Source organism: Candidatus Halocynthiibacter alkanivorans (assembly GCF_003333265.1).
GTDB lineage: Bacteria > Pseudomonadota > Alphaproteobacteria > Rhodobacterales > Rhodobacteraceae > Halocyntiibacter_A > Halocyntiibacter_A alkanivorans.
In genome coordinates, this window is record NZ_QOLB01000119.1 from 1 (window position 1) to 18,174 (window position 18,174).

Below are 18,174 nucleotides of genomic sequence, written 5' to 3' on the forward strand. Positions count from 1 at the left end.
TCCAGCGCCCCCAGTCACCCTCAGACGCCGCATCCAGGCCGCGCGTCACCGGGTGACGCTGACCCAGCTCGCTGATCGCCGGCGCAAAGGCCTGATCAATCACCCGCCCGGTCGGCTCCCCCGGCAGCACTTCTCCCAGCGGCGAGCGCGCCAGGCTGGAAGCGCTGGCGAAATCCGGCCCCGCCGCTACTAGCACCGCGCCGCCCTTGCGCACATAATCGGCGACATTGGCCAGATAGAGCCCCGGCAGAATGCCGCGCAGCTTGTAGCGGTCAAACACGATCAGATCGAAATCGTCGATCTTGTCCATGAACAGCTCGCGGGTGGGAAAGGCGATCAGAGACAGTTCACTCACCGGCACGCCATCCTGTTTTTCCGGCGGCCGCAGAATGGTGAAATGCACCAGATCCACCGCGCTGTCCGATTTCAGCAGATTGCGCCAGGTGCGCTCGCCGGCATAGGGCTCGCCCGAGACCAGCAGCACCCGCAGCCGGTCGCGCACCCCGTTGATCTGCACCACCGCGCTGTTGTTGCGCATGGTCAGCTCGCCCGCGGCTTCGGCCACGGTGAACTGCATCACATTCATACCGCCATGGGGCAGTGTCAGCGGCAGCTCAATGTCGCGCCCCACCGGCAGGGTGAATGTCTGCGGCGCACCGCCATCAATCGCGATCGACACTTCGGCCGGAAAGCCCTGCAGCGCCGCCGGCACTTCGCCCTGATCCTCGATGCGCAGGGTCAGGATCACCTCTTCATTCAGAATAGCAAAGGCCGGCGCGTTTTTGATCAGCAGCCGGCGGTCCCAGTCGCCCTTGCGCCCGCTCTGCAATACATGCAGCGGCGCCGGCATATCAGGCGTGCGTTCCAGATCGTGCACTTCCCCGTCGGTGATCACAAAGGCACCGGCAACGCGGGCGCGCGGCACTTCGGCCAGAGCGCGCTGCAGCACGTCCATCACCAGCGTGCCACTGTCGCCCGCCCCATCGCCAAGACGCATCACCCGCAGTTCAGTATTGCCCAGCCGCGCCACGTCACGCTCCAGCTGCGTCAGCGCTGCGGCGCTCTGACTGCTGCGGTCCGACAGGCTCTGAGAGGCGCTTTCATCCACCACCACCAGCACAATGTCATCCAGCGCCCGCTTCTGCTCCTGCTGCCAGGACGGGTTGACCAGCGCCAGCAGCAGTGCCGCCGCCGCCAGAGCGCGCAGCCCCACCGCAATGCCACGCCGCCACAGGCCCAGCGCCAGCGCCGCCACAATCAGTGCCGCGGCAATCACAATGAAAACCAGGGGCAGCAGTGGATCAAAGATTACGGTTCCGCTGTTCATGTCTTCATTGCCCCAAACGGTCCAGGAGCGCCGGCACATGCACCTGGTCTGATTTGTAATTTCCGGTCAGCACATGCATCACCAGGTTGATGCCAAACCGGTTGGCGATCTCGCGTTGGCGCTCGCCGGAATAGCCCCGCCCCACCGGCAGCAGCGCGGAGCCGTTTTCATTGACCGCCCAGGCCCCGGCCCAGTCCCCGGATCCGATCACCACCGGCGTCACATTGTCATTGAGATTGCGGAACGGCATGCCCTCCGCGCGCACCGCATCCGCCGGCGCTGCTTCGACCCAGACTTCCTGGCCCGCATAGCGTCCCGGAAAATCCTGCAACAGGTAGAAAGAGCGCGTCAGCACATGATCCGCCGGCACCGGTTCCAGGGGCGGAATGTCCAGCCCGCGGGCAATCTGTTGCAGCCGGCGCATATTGGCACTGGGCCCGGCCCCGATCCGGTCGCCGTCGCGGCTGTCAAATACGATCATGCCACCCGAGCGCAGATAGCGGTTCAGCCGCGCATAGGCCACCTCATCGGGCAGCGGCTGACTGGCGACCACAGGCCAGTAAAGCATCGGGAAAAACGCCAGCTCATCCACCGCCGGATCGACCCCGATCGGCGCACCGGGTTCCACCGAAGTGCGCCTTGAGAGCAGCCGCGACAGCCCCTCCATACCGGCGCGGGCGATGCTGTCGGTCTGGGCGTCGCCGCTGAGCACATAGGCCAGCACCACGTCAGAACTGGCGGCGCGGGCCAGAATTTCCGCCCGCGAAGCTTCCCCCCGCGCGTCTGACAGCTGTGGGTCTCTTGTTGCCGCAGTCCCGACCGGACCCTGTCCGGTGTCTTGCCCCGTGTCCTCGCCGGTATCCTGCGCCAACTCCAGCCCGGTTTCCTGGGCCCGCAGCGGCGCGCCCGGCAGCCCGGTCAGGGCCAGCATCAGAGCCAGAGGTGCCAGCAGCGCCACCGCACCGCGCAACCGCCCCGACAGCGACAGCGTTGCCAGCACATCGACAAACAAGGCCAGCAGCGCCAGCGCCAGCAGCGCGCCCTTAAGATCCTGCTCCACCTGCAACTGCATCCCTTCCACCTGGATCCGCGCCGGCCAGGCCGCCGGGCGCAACTGCTGGCCCGGCGCAATCACATTCACCGCCAGGGTTTGCTCTCCGCCCTGATACAGGCCCGGCGCCAGATCCGGCCCCGGCGCGCCGGTGGCAATGCGTTCGCCCGCCACACCGGCCAGCGCCGTGGCCGGGCTGATGCGCCCGAACCCGTCCATCACCGCCAGTGGCGTGAATATCTGCCCCGCCAACACGCCCGCATCGGGTTGTGCCGGCCGGGTGGACACCGCCAGCCGCTCCAGCATCTGCACAAACAGGCCAGACAGCGGCAGGCCGGACCATTCCGCATTGGCGGTGACATGGAACAGCACCACCTGGCCGGAGCCGAGCGACTTGCGGGTCACCAATGGCGTGCCATCCGCCAGCGCCGCGATCACCCGCGCGCTCAATTCCGGGTCCGGCTGCGCCAGAACCTGGGCGGTGACCCGCACATCGCCGGGCACGTTCAGACCGTAAAACGGGCTGTCAGCTGCAAACGGCGCCAGCGCTTTGGGTGCGCCCCAGCTCATCGCGCCGCCCACCGTGCGCCCGCCGCTGCGCAACCGCACCGGCATCAGTTCATCTTCCACGTCGCGGCTCAGATCAGAGGCGGCCAGCTGCGGCCCGGCAAAGCGGATCAGCAAGCCGCCGTCCTCGACCCAGAGCCGCAACAGCCGCGTTTCCAGCTGCGACAGCCGCGCCACATCGGCGAGGATAATCACCTCCGGGCGCGCCGCGATCATATCCTCCAGGCCGACTTCAATCAGATCGGCAGTCGGCGCCAGCGCCCGGCGCAGGTAATGCAGCTGCGACAACAGCTCCAGCCCTTCGCGCGGCTCGCGCCCTGCCATCATGCCCACTTCGCGCCGCTTCAGCGCATCATCGCTCAGTGTCACCGCGCCGGCGTGACGCTGCGCTTCAACCTCAAAGCGGCTGATCCGGTTGCGCAGTTCCGGCGGCAGCTCAAAAACCACCGAAGCCTGACGCGCGCCCGGTTCAAACTGCACCGGCATCCGCGCCAGTTCCCGTTCAATCCCGGCCGGATCGGGCCCCACCGCGCGCACCACCGCCTGCGCCGCATCGCCCGGGCGGGCCCGCAGCACCGTGAGCTGCAAACGTCCCTGATCAAACGCCACCGGGCGCAGCGCCATCAGCGGGCGTATGGACTGTACCACCCGCACCGGGCCACGCGCTTCCAGCGCCGTCAGCAGCGCGGCGCGCCAGGGCACTTCCAGCCCGTCTGAGAACCACAGGGTTTCAAAATCTCCACGCAGACTGCCAAGCAACGCCGAGACATCGCCCGCGCGCCAGGGCTTTGGCGCCAGACCAGGCAGCCGCTGCTGCCAGCTGGACGCAGAGGCAAAGGGCAGTTCAGCGCCCAAAGCGCCTGAGACACCTGAGGCATCCGCGGAATTCACGGCATTCCGGGCGGCAGTGTCGGCCGTGTCGGCAGACATATCGGCGCCGATATCGGTCAGCGAGACCAGCGCCACCGGGCGGCCCTGGCGGCCCGCCTCCTGCAGGGCGGCATCAATACGCTGCTGGCTCTGCGCCCAGTCCCGCGCCATCGCCCAGCTGCCATCACTGAGGATCAACAAAGGATCGCTGCGGCTTTCCACCGCCACCGGGTTCAGCACCGGCCCGGCAAAAGCGAGGATCGCAGCCGCCACCGCCAACGCGCGCAGGATGAGCAGCCACCAGGGGGTATGCGCCGCCTGGGCCTGATCATCGCGCAAGCCCAGCAGCAGCGCCACGCCGGGAAAGCGGCGGCGCACCGGCGCCGGCGGCACCGCACGCAACAACAGCCACAGCGCCGGCAGCGCCAGAAGCCCGGCCAGCAGCCAGGGCGCAGTAAATCCGATCGGACCCAGTATCAGCATCAGCGTCTCCGCTCCAGCGCCGCATAAACCCATAACAGCGCCGGCGGGGCACTGCCATTACTGTAATGGCACAGATACTGCGCGCCGGTGGGACACCCGATCAGGCCAGATATCAGCATCACCGTCTGCGCTCCAGCGCCGCGTATAACCATAACAGCGCCGCCTGAGCACCGCCATCACTGTGATGGCACAGATATTGCCAGCCAGTGGCGCGCGCCAGCGCCATCAGCCGGTCTTTGCGTTCCGCCAGCCGCACCTGATACCGGCCCCGCAGATCACCAGCCTTCAGTGTTTCATGGCGCAGGCTGCCCTGCATGCTTTCAAACACCGTGCGCCCGTCATAAGGAAAACTCTCTTCCGCCACATCCAGCACCTGCACCAGAGCGCCTTTGACACCGCGGTCCGCCGCTTCGGTCAGCTGCGCCACCACCGGCTCAATATCGCCGAGAAAATCCGAGAAGAAAACCGCCCGGCTGTGGGGCTGCATCGCGCCGGCCTGTGGCGCACCATAGTCCGGGCGCGCCGCCTCGCGGCTTAATCCCCGGGCGATGCGCAACAGCTGCAGCGCGCCACTTTGCGGCGGCGTGCCAAGCCGCGCCAGCGCCACCCGTTCGCCCCCCCGCATCAGCAGCACAGAAAGCGCCATCGCCAAAAGATTGGCGCGCGCCTCTTTGCTGCCATGGCCACCGGAGGCAAAGCGCATCGAGGCGCCCTCATCGACCCAGAGCACCACTGACTGTGCCGCCTGCCATTCTTTTTCGCGGATGAAATGCGCGTCTGAGCGCGCCGAGCGGCGCCAGTCAATGCTGCGCGCCGCGTCGCCAGCCATCGCCGGACGATACTGCCAGAACTCATCACCCTGTCCGGACCTGCGCCGCCCATGTGCGCCCAGCAAAACCGTCTGCGCCAGATGTTCCGCCTCCGCCAGCAAGGCCGGCAACGGGGCCGCCAGCAGTTCCGCGCCCGCGCGCAGCTTTGCTGCGCCCCCTGCGCGTCCGGCGTCCCGCCCTGTGGCCGCCGACCCATTCCCACGTCCACTGCCGCGCCCGTTCGCAGGCGCACCGGCGATGCCGCCCCGGAGATCGCGCGCCGCCATCAGGCCGCTTGCACCGCGCTCTGGGCCGCTGTCACAGTGTCAATCACCTGGGTCAGGCTTTCACCCCGCGCCCGCGCTGCAAAACTCAACGCCATCCGGTGGCTCAGCACCGCATGCGCCATGGCACTGACGTCAGACACCGAAGGCGCCAGCCGCCCGTCCAGCAACGCCCGCGCCCGCACCGTCATCATCAGAGCCTGCGCCGCACGTGGCCCCGGCCCCCAGCTGACCGAAGCCTCAATCAGCGGATGCGCCTCCGGCTCGCCCGGGCGGCAGGCGCGCACCAGATCAAGGATTGCTGCCACCACTGCTTCACCCACCGGCATCCGCCGCAGCAGCGCCTGGGCCGCGATCAGCTCAGCGGCGGTGAACACCGCATGGGCCTGCGCGTCTTGCGACCCGGTGGTGGCCAGCAGAATGTCGCGCTCGGTGTCGCGGTCCGGATAGGCCACATCCACCTGAACCAGAAACCGGTCCAGCTGTGCTTCTGGCAGCGGATAGGTGCCCTCCTGCTCAATCGGGTTTTGCGTCGCCAGCACATGAAACGGCGCTTCCAGTGCATGGGGCTGACCCGCAATGGTCACAGAGCTTTCCTGCATCGCCTGCAGCAGCGCCGACTGGGTGCGCGGGCTGGCGCGGTTGATCTCATCCGCCATCAACAGCTGGCAAAACACCGGCCCTTCAATAAAGCGGAATGCGCGGCTGCCATCGGCTGCGGTTTCCAGCACCTCAGAGCCCAGAATATCGGCCGGCATCAGGTCCGGGGTGAACTGCACCCGCGCCCCGTGCAGCCCCATCACAATGGACAGGGTCTCGACCAGGCGGGTCTTGCCCAGACCCGGCAATCCGATCAACAGCGCGTGCCCGCCACACAGAAGCGCGGTCAGCACCAGGTCCACCACCTGTTCCTGGCCAATAAAACGCTGGTTGACCGACAGCTTGGCGGCGGAGAGTTTGTGCCCCAGCGCTTCGATCTCTGCCACAAGGTTTTCTGCCTCAGCCATGGTCTCACCTTTCCTCAACGGTTATGATGGCATTAAAGGCACTTATGCCTGGAGCTACAAATGGTATTCGCAATGAGTGCACAAAACATTGTTACCCACGGGCCCGGCGGCACGGCCGATACCGGTACTGTCACGGGCACAGATACGGGCGTCAGCCGCACCCCCGCTACAATGACCAGCACCAGTGCCGAAGGCATCGCCGCCGCCGCCAAAGCGGCCGGCAAAAAAGGCCTGCCGCCGGTACATCTGTGGAATCCGCCCTTTTGCGGTGATCTGGACATCCATATCAAACGGGACGGCACCTGGTTCTATCTTGGCACCCCGATCGGGCGGCCCGAACTTGTGCGGCTGTTTTCCGGCGTGCTGCGGCGCGACGGGGAGAATTACTTTTTGGTCACCCCGGTAGAAAAAGTCGGTATCAAAGTCGATGACGTGCCCTTTGTCGCGGTTGATTTTGACCAGGACGGCGAGGATCTGGTGTTCACCACCAACATTGGCGATTCTGCCCGCGCCGGCACCGAGCACCCGATCCGGGTCGAAATTGATGCGGCAACCGGCGAGCCGACCCCCTATGTGCACATCCGTGCTGATCTGGAAGCGCGCATTGACCGCAAATCGTTTTATCGCCTGGTGGACATCGGCGAACACGCCCCCCATGATGGCGACAGCTGGTTTGGCCTGCGCTCAGGCGGCCGGTTTTTTCCCATTATTGCCTCAGCGGATCTTATTTAATGCCAAAGTTTGCAGCAAATCTGACGTTTCTGTTCAAGGAATACCCGTTTCTGGAGCGGTTCGCCGAGGCGAAAATCGCCGGGTTTGACGCGGTCGAAGTGCTGTTTCCCTATGACGATGCCGCCAACGAGATCGAGCGGCGGATGAAACAATCCGGCCTGCCGCTGGTGCTGATCAATACACCGCCGCCAAACTGGGCAGGGGGCGACCGTGGTTTTGCCGCCATTCCCGGTGGCGAAAAACGATTTCGCAGCGATTTCACCCGTGCGCTGCGCTTTGCCCAGCGGCTCGGCGCGCTGCACATCCATATCATGGCTGGCAAAGCGCAGGGCCTGGTGGCGAAAAAGACCTTTGTGGAGAACCTGAAATGGGCGGCAGCCCAGGCGCCGAAACAAAGCCTGACCATTGAGCCGATCAACCCCGTGGATATGCCTGGTTATTTTTTGAACGATTTTGACCAGGCCGCAGATATTATTGAACGGGTCGGCGCGGCCAATCTGGGGCTGCAGTTTGACACCTATCATGCCCATGCGATCACCGGCGATATGCTGGCCACCTGGGCGCGGCACCGCCGGCGCGTCAGCCATATTCAGATCGCAAGCGTGCCCGGCCGCCATGAGCCGGATCAGGGTGCCATCGACTATACGGCATTTTTTGCGCAGATCGACGCCGAGGGCTATGTCGGCTGGGTCAGCGCCGAATATATGCCACGCGGCCGCACGGAAGACGGCACTGGCTGGTTATCTGCCAGCGTGACAGCTCCGGATCAGGTGTTGCAAAACCCGAGCGCCCAGGACCCAGCGGCCAGAACAGGCCGGGCCACCCGCCTCCCCTGACCCCTGCTGACGCAGGTCTCCGCCACTGCTGGCAGCCGGATTGCGCAGCAATCCGGCTGGGACCGCGCGCCCTGCGCGCGGCACCGCCCAACGCTTTGCTGCCTCTCTCTGAGAGGGCAAAGGGGCGGGAGCCGTCCCGCATGCGGCAAAGTGCTGCGGGCGCTGAGGTGGTGGCTGGGGGCGGGAGGCTCTGCTGTACGACATCTGACCAAACGGCCCCCTCTAACAGGCCGGCCGCTGCAGACCTCTTGTGCCGTGAGCGCCACGTCCGGGTTGCGGCCTGCAGATCCCTGCTGATCCACATGCAGTACCTTTTCCCGGCCCGGAGCCCGAACCGTTGTGCCCGAGCCGTTGTGCCCGAGCCGCTGTGCCCGAGCCGTTGTGCCCGGACCCGCCGCCCAGCCCCGCCTGCCGGTCACTGCCCGCCTCCGTCGCAACCAGGATCAAGCAAGCCGGATGCAGGCAAACACCGTCTCAGAAATCAGTGCGCTTCGGCCCAGTTGTCGCCAACCCCCGCATCCACGATCAGCGGCACATCAAGCCGGATCACCGGCTCACAGGCCGATTGCATCACATCCCGCACCACCGCGATCAGGGGCTCCACCGCCGCCTCTTCCACTTCAAAGATCAGTTCATCATGCACCTGCAGCAGCATTTTTGCTGGCAGATCCGCGATCGCCTGCGGCAGCCGCACCATGGCGCGCCGGATCACATCTGCCGCCGTGCCCTGGATCGGCGCGTTGATCGCCGCTCGTTTGGCAAAGCCGGCGCGTGGGCCCTTGGCATTGATCTCGGCCATATGGATGCGCCGCCCGAACAGGGTCTCTACATAACTGTGTTCTTTGGCGAACTCGACCGTCTTGTCCATATAGGTGCGGATGCCGGGGAAGCGCTCAAAATACCGGTCAATAAAGCCCTGGGCCTCGGCCCTCGGAATACGCAGATTGCGCGCGAGACCAAATCCGGAAATGCCGTAGATCACCCCAAAGTTAATCGCCTTGGCCTGACGGCGCACCATCGGATCCATATTCTCCATCGGCACGCCAAACATTTCCGCCGCCGTCATCGCATGAATGTCCTGCCCGTCGCGGAACGCCTGTTTCAGCGCTTCAATATCGGCGATATGGGCCAGAATGCGCAGCTCGATCTGGCTGTAATCCAGCGACACAAGCTTGTTGCCCGGGGCGGCGATAAACGCCTCGCGGATACGGCGGCCTTCTTCGGTGCGCACCGGAATATTCTGCAGGTTGGGATCAGTGGAGGCCATACGCCCGGTGTTGGCCCCGGTCTGCACATAAGACGTATGCACCCGGCCGGTCTCGGCGTTGATATGATCCTGCAACGCGTCGGTATAGGTCGATTTCAGCTTGGAGAGCTGGCGCCAGTCCAGCACTTTGCCCGGCAGCTCATGCTCGGTCGCCAGGTCTTCCAGAATATCGGCGCCGGTGGAATACGCACCGGTCTTGCCCTTTTTGCCGCCCGGCAGCTCCAGCTTATCAAACAGGATTTCGCCCAGCTGTTTGGGCGACCCAACATTGAACGGCTGACCGGCCAGCTCGTGAATATCCGCCTCCAGCCCGGCCATCTTCTGGGCGAAATTGTTGGACATGCGGCTGAGATGGTCGCGGTCGACCAGAATGCCATGCATCTCCATCTGCGCCAGCACCGGCACCAGAGGCCGCTCCAGCACTTCATAGACGCTGGTCACCTTGTTCACATGCAGCTGCGGCTTGAACAACTGCCACAGGCGCAGGGTTACATCCGCATCTTCAGCGGCATATTTCACCGCCTCCTCCAGAGGCACCTTGTCAAAGGTGATGGCGGATTTGCCGCCGCCCAGCAGGCTCTTGATCGGGATTGGCTTGTGATCGAGATAACGCTCGCTCAATGTGTCCATGCCGTGGCCGTGCAGCCCGCCATGCAGCGCATAAGACATCAGCATGGTGTCATCGATGCAGGTCACATCCACCCCATAACGGCGCAGGATCTTGGCGTCATATTTCATGTTTTGGCCGATTTTCAGGATGCTGTCATCCTCCAGAACCGGTTTCAGCAGCGCCAGCACCGCCTCCAGACCCATCTGCCCTGCGGCGAGCTCATCGCTGCCAAACAGATCATCCACTGCCGCCGCGCGATGGCTCAGCGGGATGTAACAAGCCTTGCCCGCCTCCACACAAAGCGAAATACCGACCAGATCGACGGCCATCGCGTCCAGCCCGGTGGTTTCGGTGTCCACCGCCACCCAGCCACGGGCATAGATCTGCTCAATCCAGCCCTGCAATGCTTCCGCATCTGCTACACATTCATAGCTGTCCGGATCAAACGCCACCGCCGCGGGCACTGCCACCTCGCCCTCTGCCACCGGACCAGCAGCCGGCGCGGCCACCGCAGGCGCTTCCAGGCCCAGCCGTGTTGCCATCCGACCCAGCATGGTGCGGAATTCCATCTTCGCGATGAACCCCAACAGGTCTTCTGCCACCGGGTCGCGCACTTCAAGGCTCTCAATGGTGAAATCCAGCTCCATATCGCAATCCAGCTGCACCAGCTGGCGCGACAGGCGGATCAGCTCAGCGTTCTCCAGCAGGGACTGGCGGCGTTTGGGCTGTTTCACCTCGCCGGCGCGCGCCAGCAACGTCTCCAGATCGCCATATTCATTGATCAGCAAAGCGGCGGTTTTGATGCCAATGCCCGGCGCGCCCGGCACGTTGTCCACCGAGTCACCCGCCAGCGCCTGCACATCGACCACCCGCTCAGGCCCGACGCCAAACTTGGCCTCAACGCCTTCGCGGTCAATGCGGATGTTCTTCATCGCGTCCAGCATTTCCACGCCGCCGCCCACCAGCTGCATCATGTCCTTGTCCGAGCTGATAATAGTACAACGCCCGCCGGCTTCGCGCGCCTGACAGGCCAGGGTGGCAATGATGTCATCGGCCTCAAAACCTTCGACTTCAATCGCCGGGATATTAAAGGCGCGCGTCGCATCGCGGGTCAGCGGAAACTGCGGCCGCAAGTCTTCTGGTGCCGGCGGCCGGTTGGCCTTGTACTTGTCATAAAGGTCGTTGCGGAAGGTCTTGCCGGAATGATCAAAAATCACCGCAACATGCGTGGCGGCGTCGGCACCGGTATTGCCTTCGATATAGCGCAGCAACATGTTGCAATATCCACTGACCGCCCCGACCGGCAAACCGTCTGACTTGCGCGTCAGCGGTGGCAAAGCGTGATAGGCGCGGAAAATAAACGCCGATCCGTCAATCAGATGAAGGTGGTGGCCTTTGCCAAATGCGTTGTCCATGATCTGCCCCGCGCCGGTGAATGTGTCTGTTCACCTTGTGACATGATCCGCCAGGTTCTGCCAGTCGCAGCCGCGGCCTTTTTAGCCGCAGCGTCCGGCCCCGTGGCCAGCTGACCGCGGGACACAGCGCTTATTTGGCCACTTCGAGCGGCGCGCTCTCGTGAATGAATTTTTTGTCGCAATAGCCACATTCGACAAATCCGGTGGTTTGCGGGATCAGCAGATAGACCCGCGGATGACCCAGCGCGCCTTCGCCGCCGTCACAGGCCACACGCCAGCTGCTGACCACTTCGGTTTCGGGGGCTTGTATCGTCATGGCGCTGCTTTCCTGCTGCTGAGCCCGAGCCGGGCGTATCTGAACTTGTTCCTCAGGGCAAAGATCCCTAAATCAGAGGCTATGATAGCGATCCCAGCCGCAGCGACAAGGTCTGGCCGCGCCAAAAAGGACGCCGAGATGCAAGACAATGCAATTGAGATCACCGGTCTGAGCAAAACCTATGCGGCGAGCGGCCGCCAGGCGGCCAAACAGGCGCTCAAAGGCATAGATCTGGCGATTCCCCGCGGCTCGGTCTTTGGCCTGCTGGGACCAAACGGCGCCGGCAAATCGACCCTGATCAACATCCTCGCCGGCCTGGTCAGCAAAACCGCCGGGTCCGTGTCGATCTGGGGTTTTGACCAGGACGACAATCCGCGCCAGAGCCGGGCGGCAATCGGGGTGATGCCCCAGGAGCTGAATCTCGACCCGTTTTTCACTGCGCGCGCTTCGCTGGAAGTGCAGGCCGGCCTCTATGGCGTGCCCAAAGCCCAGCGCAAAAGCAACGAGATCCTCGAGATGATCGGCCTGACCGAGCAGGCCGATGCCTATTCGCGCACCCTCTCCGGCGGCATGCGGCGGCGCTTGCTGCTGGGCAAAGCGCTGGTACATCACCCGCAGGTCCTGGTGCTGGACGAGCCCACCGCCGGGGTGGATATCGCGCTGCGGCAAATGCTGTGGGACAATGTGCGCCGCCTCAATCAGGAGCGCGGAGTGACCATCATCCTCACCACCCACTATCTGGAAGAAGCCGAAGAAATGTGCGACGAAATCGCCATTATCAACCACGGGCAACTTGTGGTGCAGGACAAAACCCGGGCGCTGATTGGACGCATGGACGGCAAAACACTGGTGATCCAGCCCGAAGGCCCCTTGCCGGCGCAGCTGGACCTGCCCGCTGGCATCACCGCCTGCCGCCGGCCTGACGGGACGCTGGCGCTGTCCTATCACCGCAATGCCACCGCAACCGGCGCCGTGCTGGACGCGGTGCGCGCCGCCGGCATCACCATCCGCGATGTGGCCTCAGAAGAACCCCGCCTAGAAGATGCGTTCCTCGCGCTGACAAAAGCGACATGACACCGCCCGTCAACGGGCGCCGCGGCTGCCGAAAAGTACATTCCGCCTGGTAAAACCCAGAGACAACACCCGGATCGCAAAGCGGATCAGGTTGCCCTCCCGCCCCTTTTGAAACGCATCTGAGATGCGCCCAAAAGCCTTGGGCCGCGCCGCATCCTGACGGATGCGGCGGTCGCGTTACATCTGCCGCCGGACGCCCGCCTGAGGGCAGAGGCGCAGCCGGCGCCCGAGGTGTTCAGCGGCGCGTCAGCGCCTCCGTCTGGTCACCGCTGATTCTTTACACGTCGCCAGCCTTGTCGGAATTCGAATGCAGTGTTGTCTGAGCGCCTCAGGCCGGCCGCTCGCGCGGGTGCGCCACAGATACGGCCCGGAATGCCGCATCCGGCGCCCCCGCCAGTCGCCCATGACGCCCTCGGTTCCGGCCTAGAGGCTGCCCGCGACCAGCTGCAAAGGTTCACAGCGCCGCTCAGGCAGGCTGAAGTATGCGCCCCAGCGGCCGGCCGCCCAGAATATGCAGGTGGAAATGCGGCACTTCCTGCACGCCGTCCCGCCCGGCATTGGCGATAACCCGGTAACCTCCGCCGCCCGCGCCCGGCTCCAGGCCCAGCTGCGCGCACACCTCGCCCACGGCCCGGGTAAATCCGATAATTTCGGCATCACTGGCGGCGGTGGCAAAATGGTCGTAACAGACATAGGCCCCTTTCGGGATCACCAGCACATGCTCAGGCGCCTGGGGGTTCACATCGCGGAGCGCCAGCACATGTTCACTCTCAAACACCGTTTCATTGGGGATCTCCCCGCGCAGGATACGGGCAAAAATATTCTGATCATCATAGCTGTACGCCATCACACACCTCAGTCTGAAAACAAATGGTCTGCGGAAAGGATTTCCGCCGCCCTCTCTTCGGGAATGTCGAGGAACCGCGCCACTGGCAAGCTGTTTTCGCCCTGCCCCGCCGTTTCGCGCAGCACATAGAAATGTTCAAACTCCGCATCGCGCATCTGGTCGCTCTCATGGATCACGTCGCCGCGAATGGTCGGCAGCAACCGCGCCAGAGTCTCGGACGGCATGCGTTCCCCGGCCAGGCCGACGCGGCGCGCATGGCCCAGAAGATACTCATCACTGAAAACACATTCGATCTCCAGCAGCTTGGTGCGCGATCGGTCGGCATAAAAATCCCGCAGCAGATCCATATTGTCGGGATCCAGGCAGATGATCAGCCGGTCGCTGTCATAATAGTCAAATAACATGCGCATCATCGCCCGGCGGTGACGGGTGCGTTTGCCCAGGCTGCGCTGGATGCCACCCAGATCCGGCAGCGCACAGCTTTCTTCATCAAACAGGTATTCCACCACCGGAATATCGGTGTGCCGGCGCAGTTGCTCCAGAAACCGCTTGGCCACATGCCACTTCTTGCAGCTCACTATCATCAGCTCGCGCTGGCGCCCGAGCGTGCTTTCGGTTTCCCAGAACCGGGGCGCATAGCGGCGTCCGACCCGGCCCTGACCGCTGAGAAAACGATAGAGGCTGCGCCCCTCATTGGAGATCTGGAAATCCACCCCTTCGGTGGCGAACAACGCGCCCAGACGCCGCTTTAACTCGCGCGCTTCCGGGCTGATTTTACGTGCAAACAGGAAGTCCTGGCTCAGCAGCAGATCATAACTGTCATTATAAAAGTTCACCGGCATGCCATAGTCGTTAAACATCAGAAATGTCGGTGTGCGGCTTTTGATTTCACCTTCCGGGATCAGATGCCGCACCAGAGTCTGGAAAAAGGTTTCATCCGGAATCCAGGTGCTGCGGAAAAACCGTATCACGTCGGGGCGTTCGCGGCAGAACGCCAGCATCGCCTCAATGGAGCGCCGGCGCAGGCACCACCATTGCGACCCGATCATCACTTTGATGTCCGCCGGGATTTCCCGCTTCAGCCGCAGTTTTTTCTGCAGCTCATAGCTGGCATAAAAAAGTTTCTTCCGGGTGCGCTCATTAAAATAGTGCCGGTAGATCAGCCGGTCTTCTTTCATGCCGATCTTGATCCAGTCGCTTTCAAAAAAGTCAAAACTCTCGATGTAATCCACATCATCCCGGTCAAGAAAATCATGCACAAATTCCGCCGATTTGATTGGCATGCAATCGCCTGAAACCATGTAGAAATGGGTGGCGCGCGGAAACGCAGTCTCGGCCGCCTCCACCGCGTAAAGCGTCGCCTGCACCAGGCTCCACTCCGCCCAGCCACATCTGATGCGTTTGCGGGCAAAACAGACGTTGGAATTCTCCGCCAGCGCTGTGCGGATTTTCTCAAACTGCGCCGCCTCTGCACTGGCGTCAAAATGAATCGCAATATAGTCCCCCGCCGCCGTCAGCCGCCGTGCCTGGGCGATGACGGCCTCCGGATCCTTGTGGCACAGCAGAATAAAGGCGATTTTGGCCATTGCGGAGATTTTAATCCTCGGAATAGGTGATTGTTGCCATAGATACCGCGAACCCCCATTGAATAGACAGAAATTATTTGCTTTTTTCTGTTCAGCTCAGCGGCAGCGCATTTCGCGCAGCAACAGCGGCAAAGGATAGGCACGATTATGGGATATCCCGGGACCTGGATGACAGAAAGCGAAAGCGTGATTTATCGCGTGGTGCCCAAATGCGCCTGCTCCACCATTGGCCAGATCATGTATTATTCCGATCATGGCCGCTTTTTTGACGGCGACATCCATGATTCAACCGACGGGCTGCACAAATGGGCCCAGGAGCACAGCCAGCCGCTGATTGAACAGAATATTCAGAACAACCAGTCCTACGCCTTCACCTGCGTGCGCAATCCCTACGGGCGCATCCTGTCGTCTTTCTTTGACAAGATCTGTGGCATTCAGCGCAATGGCAAACGCTATCGCGGCAATCTGGTGCCCATGCTGGCGCAGAAATACGGCATCGAGACCGGCGATCCGGAAAGCGGCTTTGAATTTGACCAGATCAAAAGCTTCCGCCGCTTCCTGCTGTTTGCGCGTGACACCATCCGCTGGCGCCGGCCGATGGATCCGGACATCCACTGGTCCGCCATGTCCGGTCATATCTCCACCTTCATCGTCAACGGCGGTCGCTACAGCAATATTTTCCCGGTGGAGCGTTTTAACAGCGGCATGCAGTCGGTACTCGACGCAATCGATACCCCGGTAAAAGTCGACATCGACGCGGTGCCCCGCTTTAATGAAAGCGAAGGCCACGGTCCCAAACGCGCCCACCCGATCGAAGACTACTTCGACGATCTGTCGATGCACCTGGTCTATGAAATCTATAAAAAAGACTTCCAGCTGTTTCGGTATGACTTTGAAAACCCGGGCAATAAAATGCCCAATGGCGAAGTTGATCTCGACGAGATCCACGCCAGGCTCGGCGACTGAGGCCAAGCGCCGCAACGGGGGCTGCCTGCCCCCGATTGACCTCACGGTCAATTCCCCCGGGGATATTTTTGCCAAAAAGAAGGGCCCGGGCCGCGTCAGGAACCAGCGTGGATTTCTTCTCCGGTGGTCATCGGCGTCCCCGCCTGTACCCCGCGTTCAGCAAACGCCTGGCAGGTTTCTTTTTGGCAAAAATATCCTCGCCGAAGGCGAAAACGCGCCCCACAGGGCGCGCACGGCTGTTTTTTGAAGTTTCAGGTTCAGATCAGGCCTTCTTTGGTAAACAACGGTTTCAGGGCCACTTCCGGACGGGCGCCAAAATGGCTGATGACTTCGCTGGCGGCGACACAGCCCATACGGCCACAGATCTCGAGATTCTGACCGGTGGCATAGCCATAAAGGAAGCCTGCAGCGAACTGATCGCCTGCGCCGGTGGCATCCACCGGCACCACAGTATTGACCGGCACCACGGCTTTTTCACCGCCCCGCACCACCACAACTTCGCTGCCACCCCGGGTACAGACCACCAGCCCCGCATCGTTTGAGGCCTGTTCCAGCGCCGAGGACAGGTCAGTCTGATACAGCGCCTCCCATTCATGCTCATTGCCAATCACATAATCGAGCTCTTTCACCAGGGTGCGGAAACTGTCCCGGTGCCGGTCCACACAGAACGGGTCTGACAGCGCAATGCCGGCCTTGCCGCCCTGCGCACGGCACAGACGTGCCGCCGCTTCAAACGCCTGCTTACCTTTGGGCTTGTCATAAAGATAACCTTCGAGGAACAGAATCTCGGCGCTGCCGGCCACGGAGTCAGAGACGTCCTCAGGGCCCAGTTCTGCCGAAATGCCCAGATAAGTGTTCATCGAACGCTCACCGTCTTCCGAGACAAAAATCATTGAGCGCGAGGTCGGCAGTTCACCGCCCGCCACCGGCGCATTGACAAACTCGGTACCACCAGCCGCCATTTCGGCGGCATAGAACTGCCCCAGCGCATCATCATGCACCCTGCCGATAAAACCGGTCTTCAGCCCAAGATTGCCCAGACCGGCCAGGGTATTGGCCACTGAACCGCCCGGCAATTGTTTGCGGTTGGTCATCGAGCTGTAGAGCAGCTCACCACGTTCGCGCTCCACCAGCTGCATGATGCCTTTCTGGATCCCCATCAGGTCCAGCGCAGAATCATTGGTCTGGCTCAGCACGTCCACAATCGCGTTGCCGATGCCGACTACCTGGTAATTTTTGCTCATAGGTTCTTGTCCTCATATTCACACAGATCCCGGATCAGGCAATTGCCACAGACCGGTTTGCGCGCTTTACAGATGTAACGCCCGTGCAGGATCATCCAGTGATGGGCGTGTTGTTGAAATTCGGCCGGGATCTGGTCTTCTATGGCGCGTTCCACCGCCACCACATCCTTGCCCACGGCGACGCCGGAGCGGTTGCCAAAGCGGAGTATATGGGTGTCCACCGCCTGGGTCGGCACATGCCACCACATGTTCAGCACCACATTGGCGGTCTTGCGCCCGACACCGGGCAGGCTTTCCAGCGCCGCGCGCGACGAGGGCACCTCGCCGTCAAACAGCTCCACCAGCATCTGCGCCGTTTTCATAACGTTTTTGGCCTTCTGGCGGAACAGACCGATGGTCTTGATCTTGTCGGTCAGCCCCTCCAGCCCGAGATCGAGCATCTTTTGCGGTGTGTCCGCCACCGGGAACAAGCCGCGGGTGGCTTTGTTGACCCCCACGTCCGTCGCCTGAGCCGACAAAGCCACCGCCACCAGCAACGTATAGGCGTTCACATGCTCAAGCTCGCCCTCCGGCGTGGGCTCGGCGGCGTGAAAGCGGCGGAAAATCTCGAAGATCGTCTTATAATCAAGCTGTTTTACCATAGGGACCATATGCCCTGCGCTCCGGGTCAGAGCAAGAAAAACATCGCTGAAGCGCTGAAACCCGCCGCAAGCTTCTGCCACTTTTACCATGGAACTGGCCAGAGCCAGTCAACCAAACCGCCTGTGGCGCGACGGGTTGAGCGCTGCCGAAGCCGTCGCGCCACCGGCCACAACTGCGGGTATCGCTTCAAGCATCTTGTCAGCGACCAGCCTGCAACCTGGCCGCCACCATTCAGCTCAAC

Annotated in this window: 13 protein-coding genes and 1 pseudogene; 4 read left to right on the top strand and 10 right to left on the bottom strand. The window is 62.6% G+C overall.

The window, feature by feature from the left end; all coding sequences use genetic code 11:
• The 4 genes and pseudogenes from DWA01_RS14810 to DWA01_RS14825 form a co-directional block, all read right to left on the bottom strand.
• Positions 1 to 1,327: pseudogene (locus DWA01_RS14810) on the bottom strand (hypothetical protein); the annotation flags it as partial.
• 4 nt (positions 1,328 to 1,331) lie between these two features.
• Positions 1,332 to 4,298 carry a DUF4159 domain-containing protein gene (locus DWA01_RS14815; protein ID WP_114286590.1) on the bottom strand — a complete coding sequence of 989 codons (2,967 nt, stop codon included), beginning with the start codon at positions 4,296 to 4,298 and terminating at the stop codon, positions 1,332 to 1,334.
• Between the two features lie 118 nt (positions 4,299 to 4,416).
• Positions 4,417 to 5,394: a DUF58 domain-containing protein gene (locus DWA01_RS14820; protein WP_114286591.1), complete on the bottom strand. Its 978-nt coding sequence runs from the start codon at positions 5,392 to 5,394 to the stop codon at positions 4,417 to 4,419.
• Positions 5,394 to 6,398: an AAA family ATPase gene (locus tag DWA01_RS14825; RefSeq protein ID WP_114286592.1), complete on the bottom strand. Its 1,005-nt coding sequence runs from the start codon at positions 6,396 to 6,398 to the stop codon at positions 5,394 to 5,396. The genes DWA01_RS14820 and DWA01_RS14825 overlap by 1 nt, the downstream gene beginning before the upstream one ends.
• A 171-nt stretch (positions 6,399 to 6,569) precedes the next feature.
• Here DWA01_RS14825 and DWA01_RS14830 point away from each other — a divergent pair, with 171 nt between their 5' ends.
• Entirely contained in the window at positions 6,570 to 7,130 is a 561-nt protein-coding gene (locus tag DWA01_RS14830) for a DUF1285 domain-containing protein (protein WP_114286600.1), read from the top strand.
• Positions 7,130 to 7,966, top strand: coding sequence for a hydroxypyruvate isomerase family protein (locus DWA01_RS14835; protein WP_114286593.1), 837 nt, complete (start codon positions 7,130 to 7,132; stop codon positions 7,964 to 7,966). Before DWA01_RS14830 ends, DWA01_RS14835 begins: the two co-directional genes overlap by 1 nt.
• Positions 7,967 to 8,447: 481 nt before the next feature.
• On the opposite strand, the gene polA is transcribed toward DWA01_RS14835, so the two are convergent.
• Both polA and DWA01_RS14845 read right to left on the bottom strand, forming a co-directional pair.
• The gene (gene polA / locus DWA01_RS14840; RefSeq protein ID WP_114286594.1) at positions 8,448 to 11,258 is read right to left on the bottom strand and encodes a DNA polymerase I; all 2,811 of its coding nucleotides are present in this window, start codon (positions 11,256 to 11,258) and stop codon (positions 8,448 to 8,450) included.
• Between the two features lie 130 nt (positions 11,259 to 11,388).
• Positions 11,389 to 11,574 carry a zinc-finger domain-containing protein gene (locus DWA01_RS14845; RefSeq protein WP_114286595.1) on the bottom strand — a complete coding sequence of 62 codons (186 nt, stop codon included), beginning with the start codon at positions 11,572 to 11,574 and terminating at the stop codon, positions 11,389 to 11,391.
• 138 nt (positions 11,575 to 11,712) lie between these two features.
• Here DWA01_RS14845 and DWA01_RS14850 point away from each other — a divergent pair, with 138 nt between their 5' ends.
• Positions 11,713 to 12,648 carry an ABC transporter ATP-binding protein gene (locus tag DWA01_RS14850; RefSeq protein ID WP_114286601.1) on the top strand — a complete coding sequence of 312 codons (936 nt, stop codon included), beginning with the start codon at positions 11,713 to 11,715 and terminating at the stop codon, positions 12,646 to 12,648.
• A gap of 466 nt (positions 12,649 to 13,114) precedes the next feature.
• On the opposite strand, the gene DWA01_RS14855 is transcribed toward DWA01_RS14850, so the two are convergent.
• Both DWA01_RS14855 and DWA01_RS14860 read right to left on the bottom strand, forming a co-directional pair.
• Positions 13,115 to 13,495 (bottom strand): HIT domain-containing protein, encoded by a 381-nt coding sequence (locus DWA01_RS14855; protein WP_114286596.1) that lies wholly within the window; start codon positions 13,493 to 13,495, stop codon positions 13,115 to 13,117.
• Positions 13,496 to 13,503: 8 nt separating this feature from the next.
• Positions 13,504 to 15,081: a DUF5928 domain-containing protein gene (locus DWA01_RS14860; RefSeq protein WP_114286597.1), complete on the bottom strand. Its 1,578-nt coding sequence runs from the start codon at positions 15,079 to 15,081 to the stop codon at positions 13,504 to 13,506.
• A gap of 147 nt (positions 15,082 to 15,228) precedes the next feature.
• Between DWA01_RS14860 and DWA01_RS14865 the strand changes: the two genes are divergently transcribed.
• Positions 15,229 to 16,047 (top strand): sulfotransferase family protein, encoded by an 819-nt coding sequence (locus DWA01_RS14865; protein WP_114286598.1) that lies wholly within the window; start codon positions 15,229 to 15,231, stop codon positions 16,045 to 16,047.
• A 257-nt stretch (positions 16,048 to 16,304) separates the two neighbouring features.
• Here DWA01_RS14865 and DWA01_RS14870 read toward each other — a convergent pair whose 3' ends face one another.
• Together DWA01_RS14870 and nth are read right to left on the bottom strand one after the other, a co-directional pair.
• Positions 16,305 to 17,291 carry an adenosine kinase gene (locus DWA01_RS14870; protein WP_114286599.1) on the bottom strand — a complete coding sequence of 329 codons (987 nt, stop codon included), beginning with the start codon at positions 17,289 to 17,291 and terminating at the stop codon, positions 16,305 to 16,307.
• Positions 17,288 to 17,932: an endonuclease III gene (nth, locus tag DWA01_RS14875; RefSeq protein WP_114286602.1), complete on the bottom strand. Its 645-nt coding sequence runs from the start codon at positions 17,930 to 17,932 to the stop codon at positions 17,288 to 17,290. The genes DWA01_RS14870 and nth overlap by 4 nt, the downstream gene beginning before the upstream one ends.
• Positions 17,933 to 18,174 lie beyond the last annotated feature (242 nt).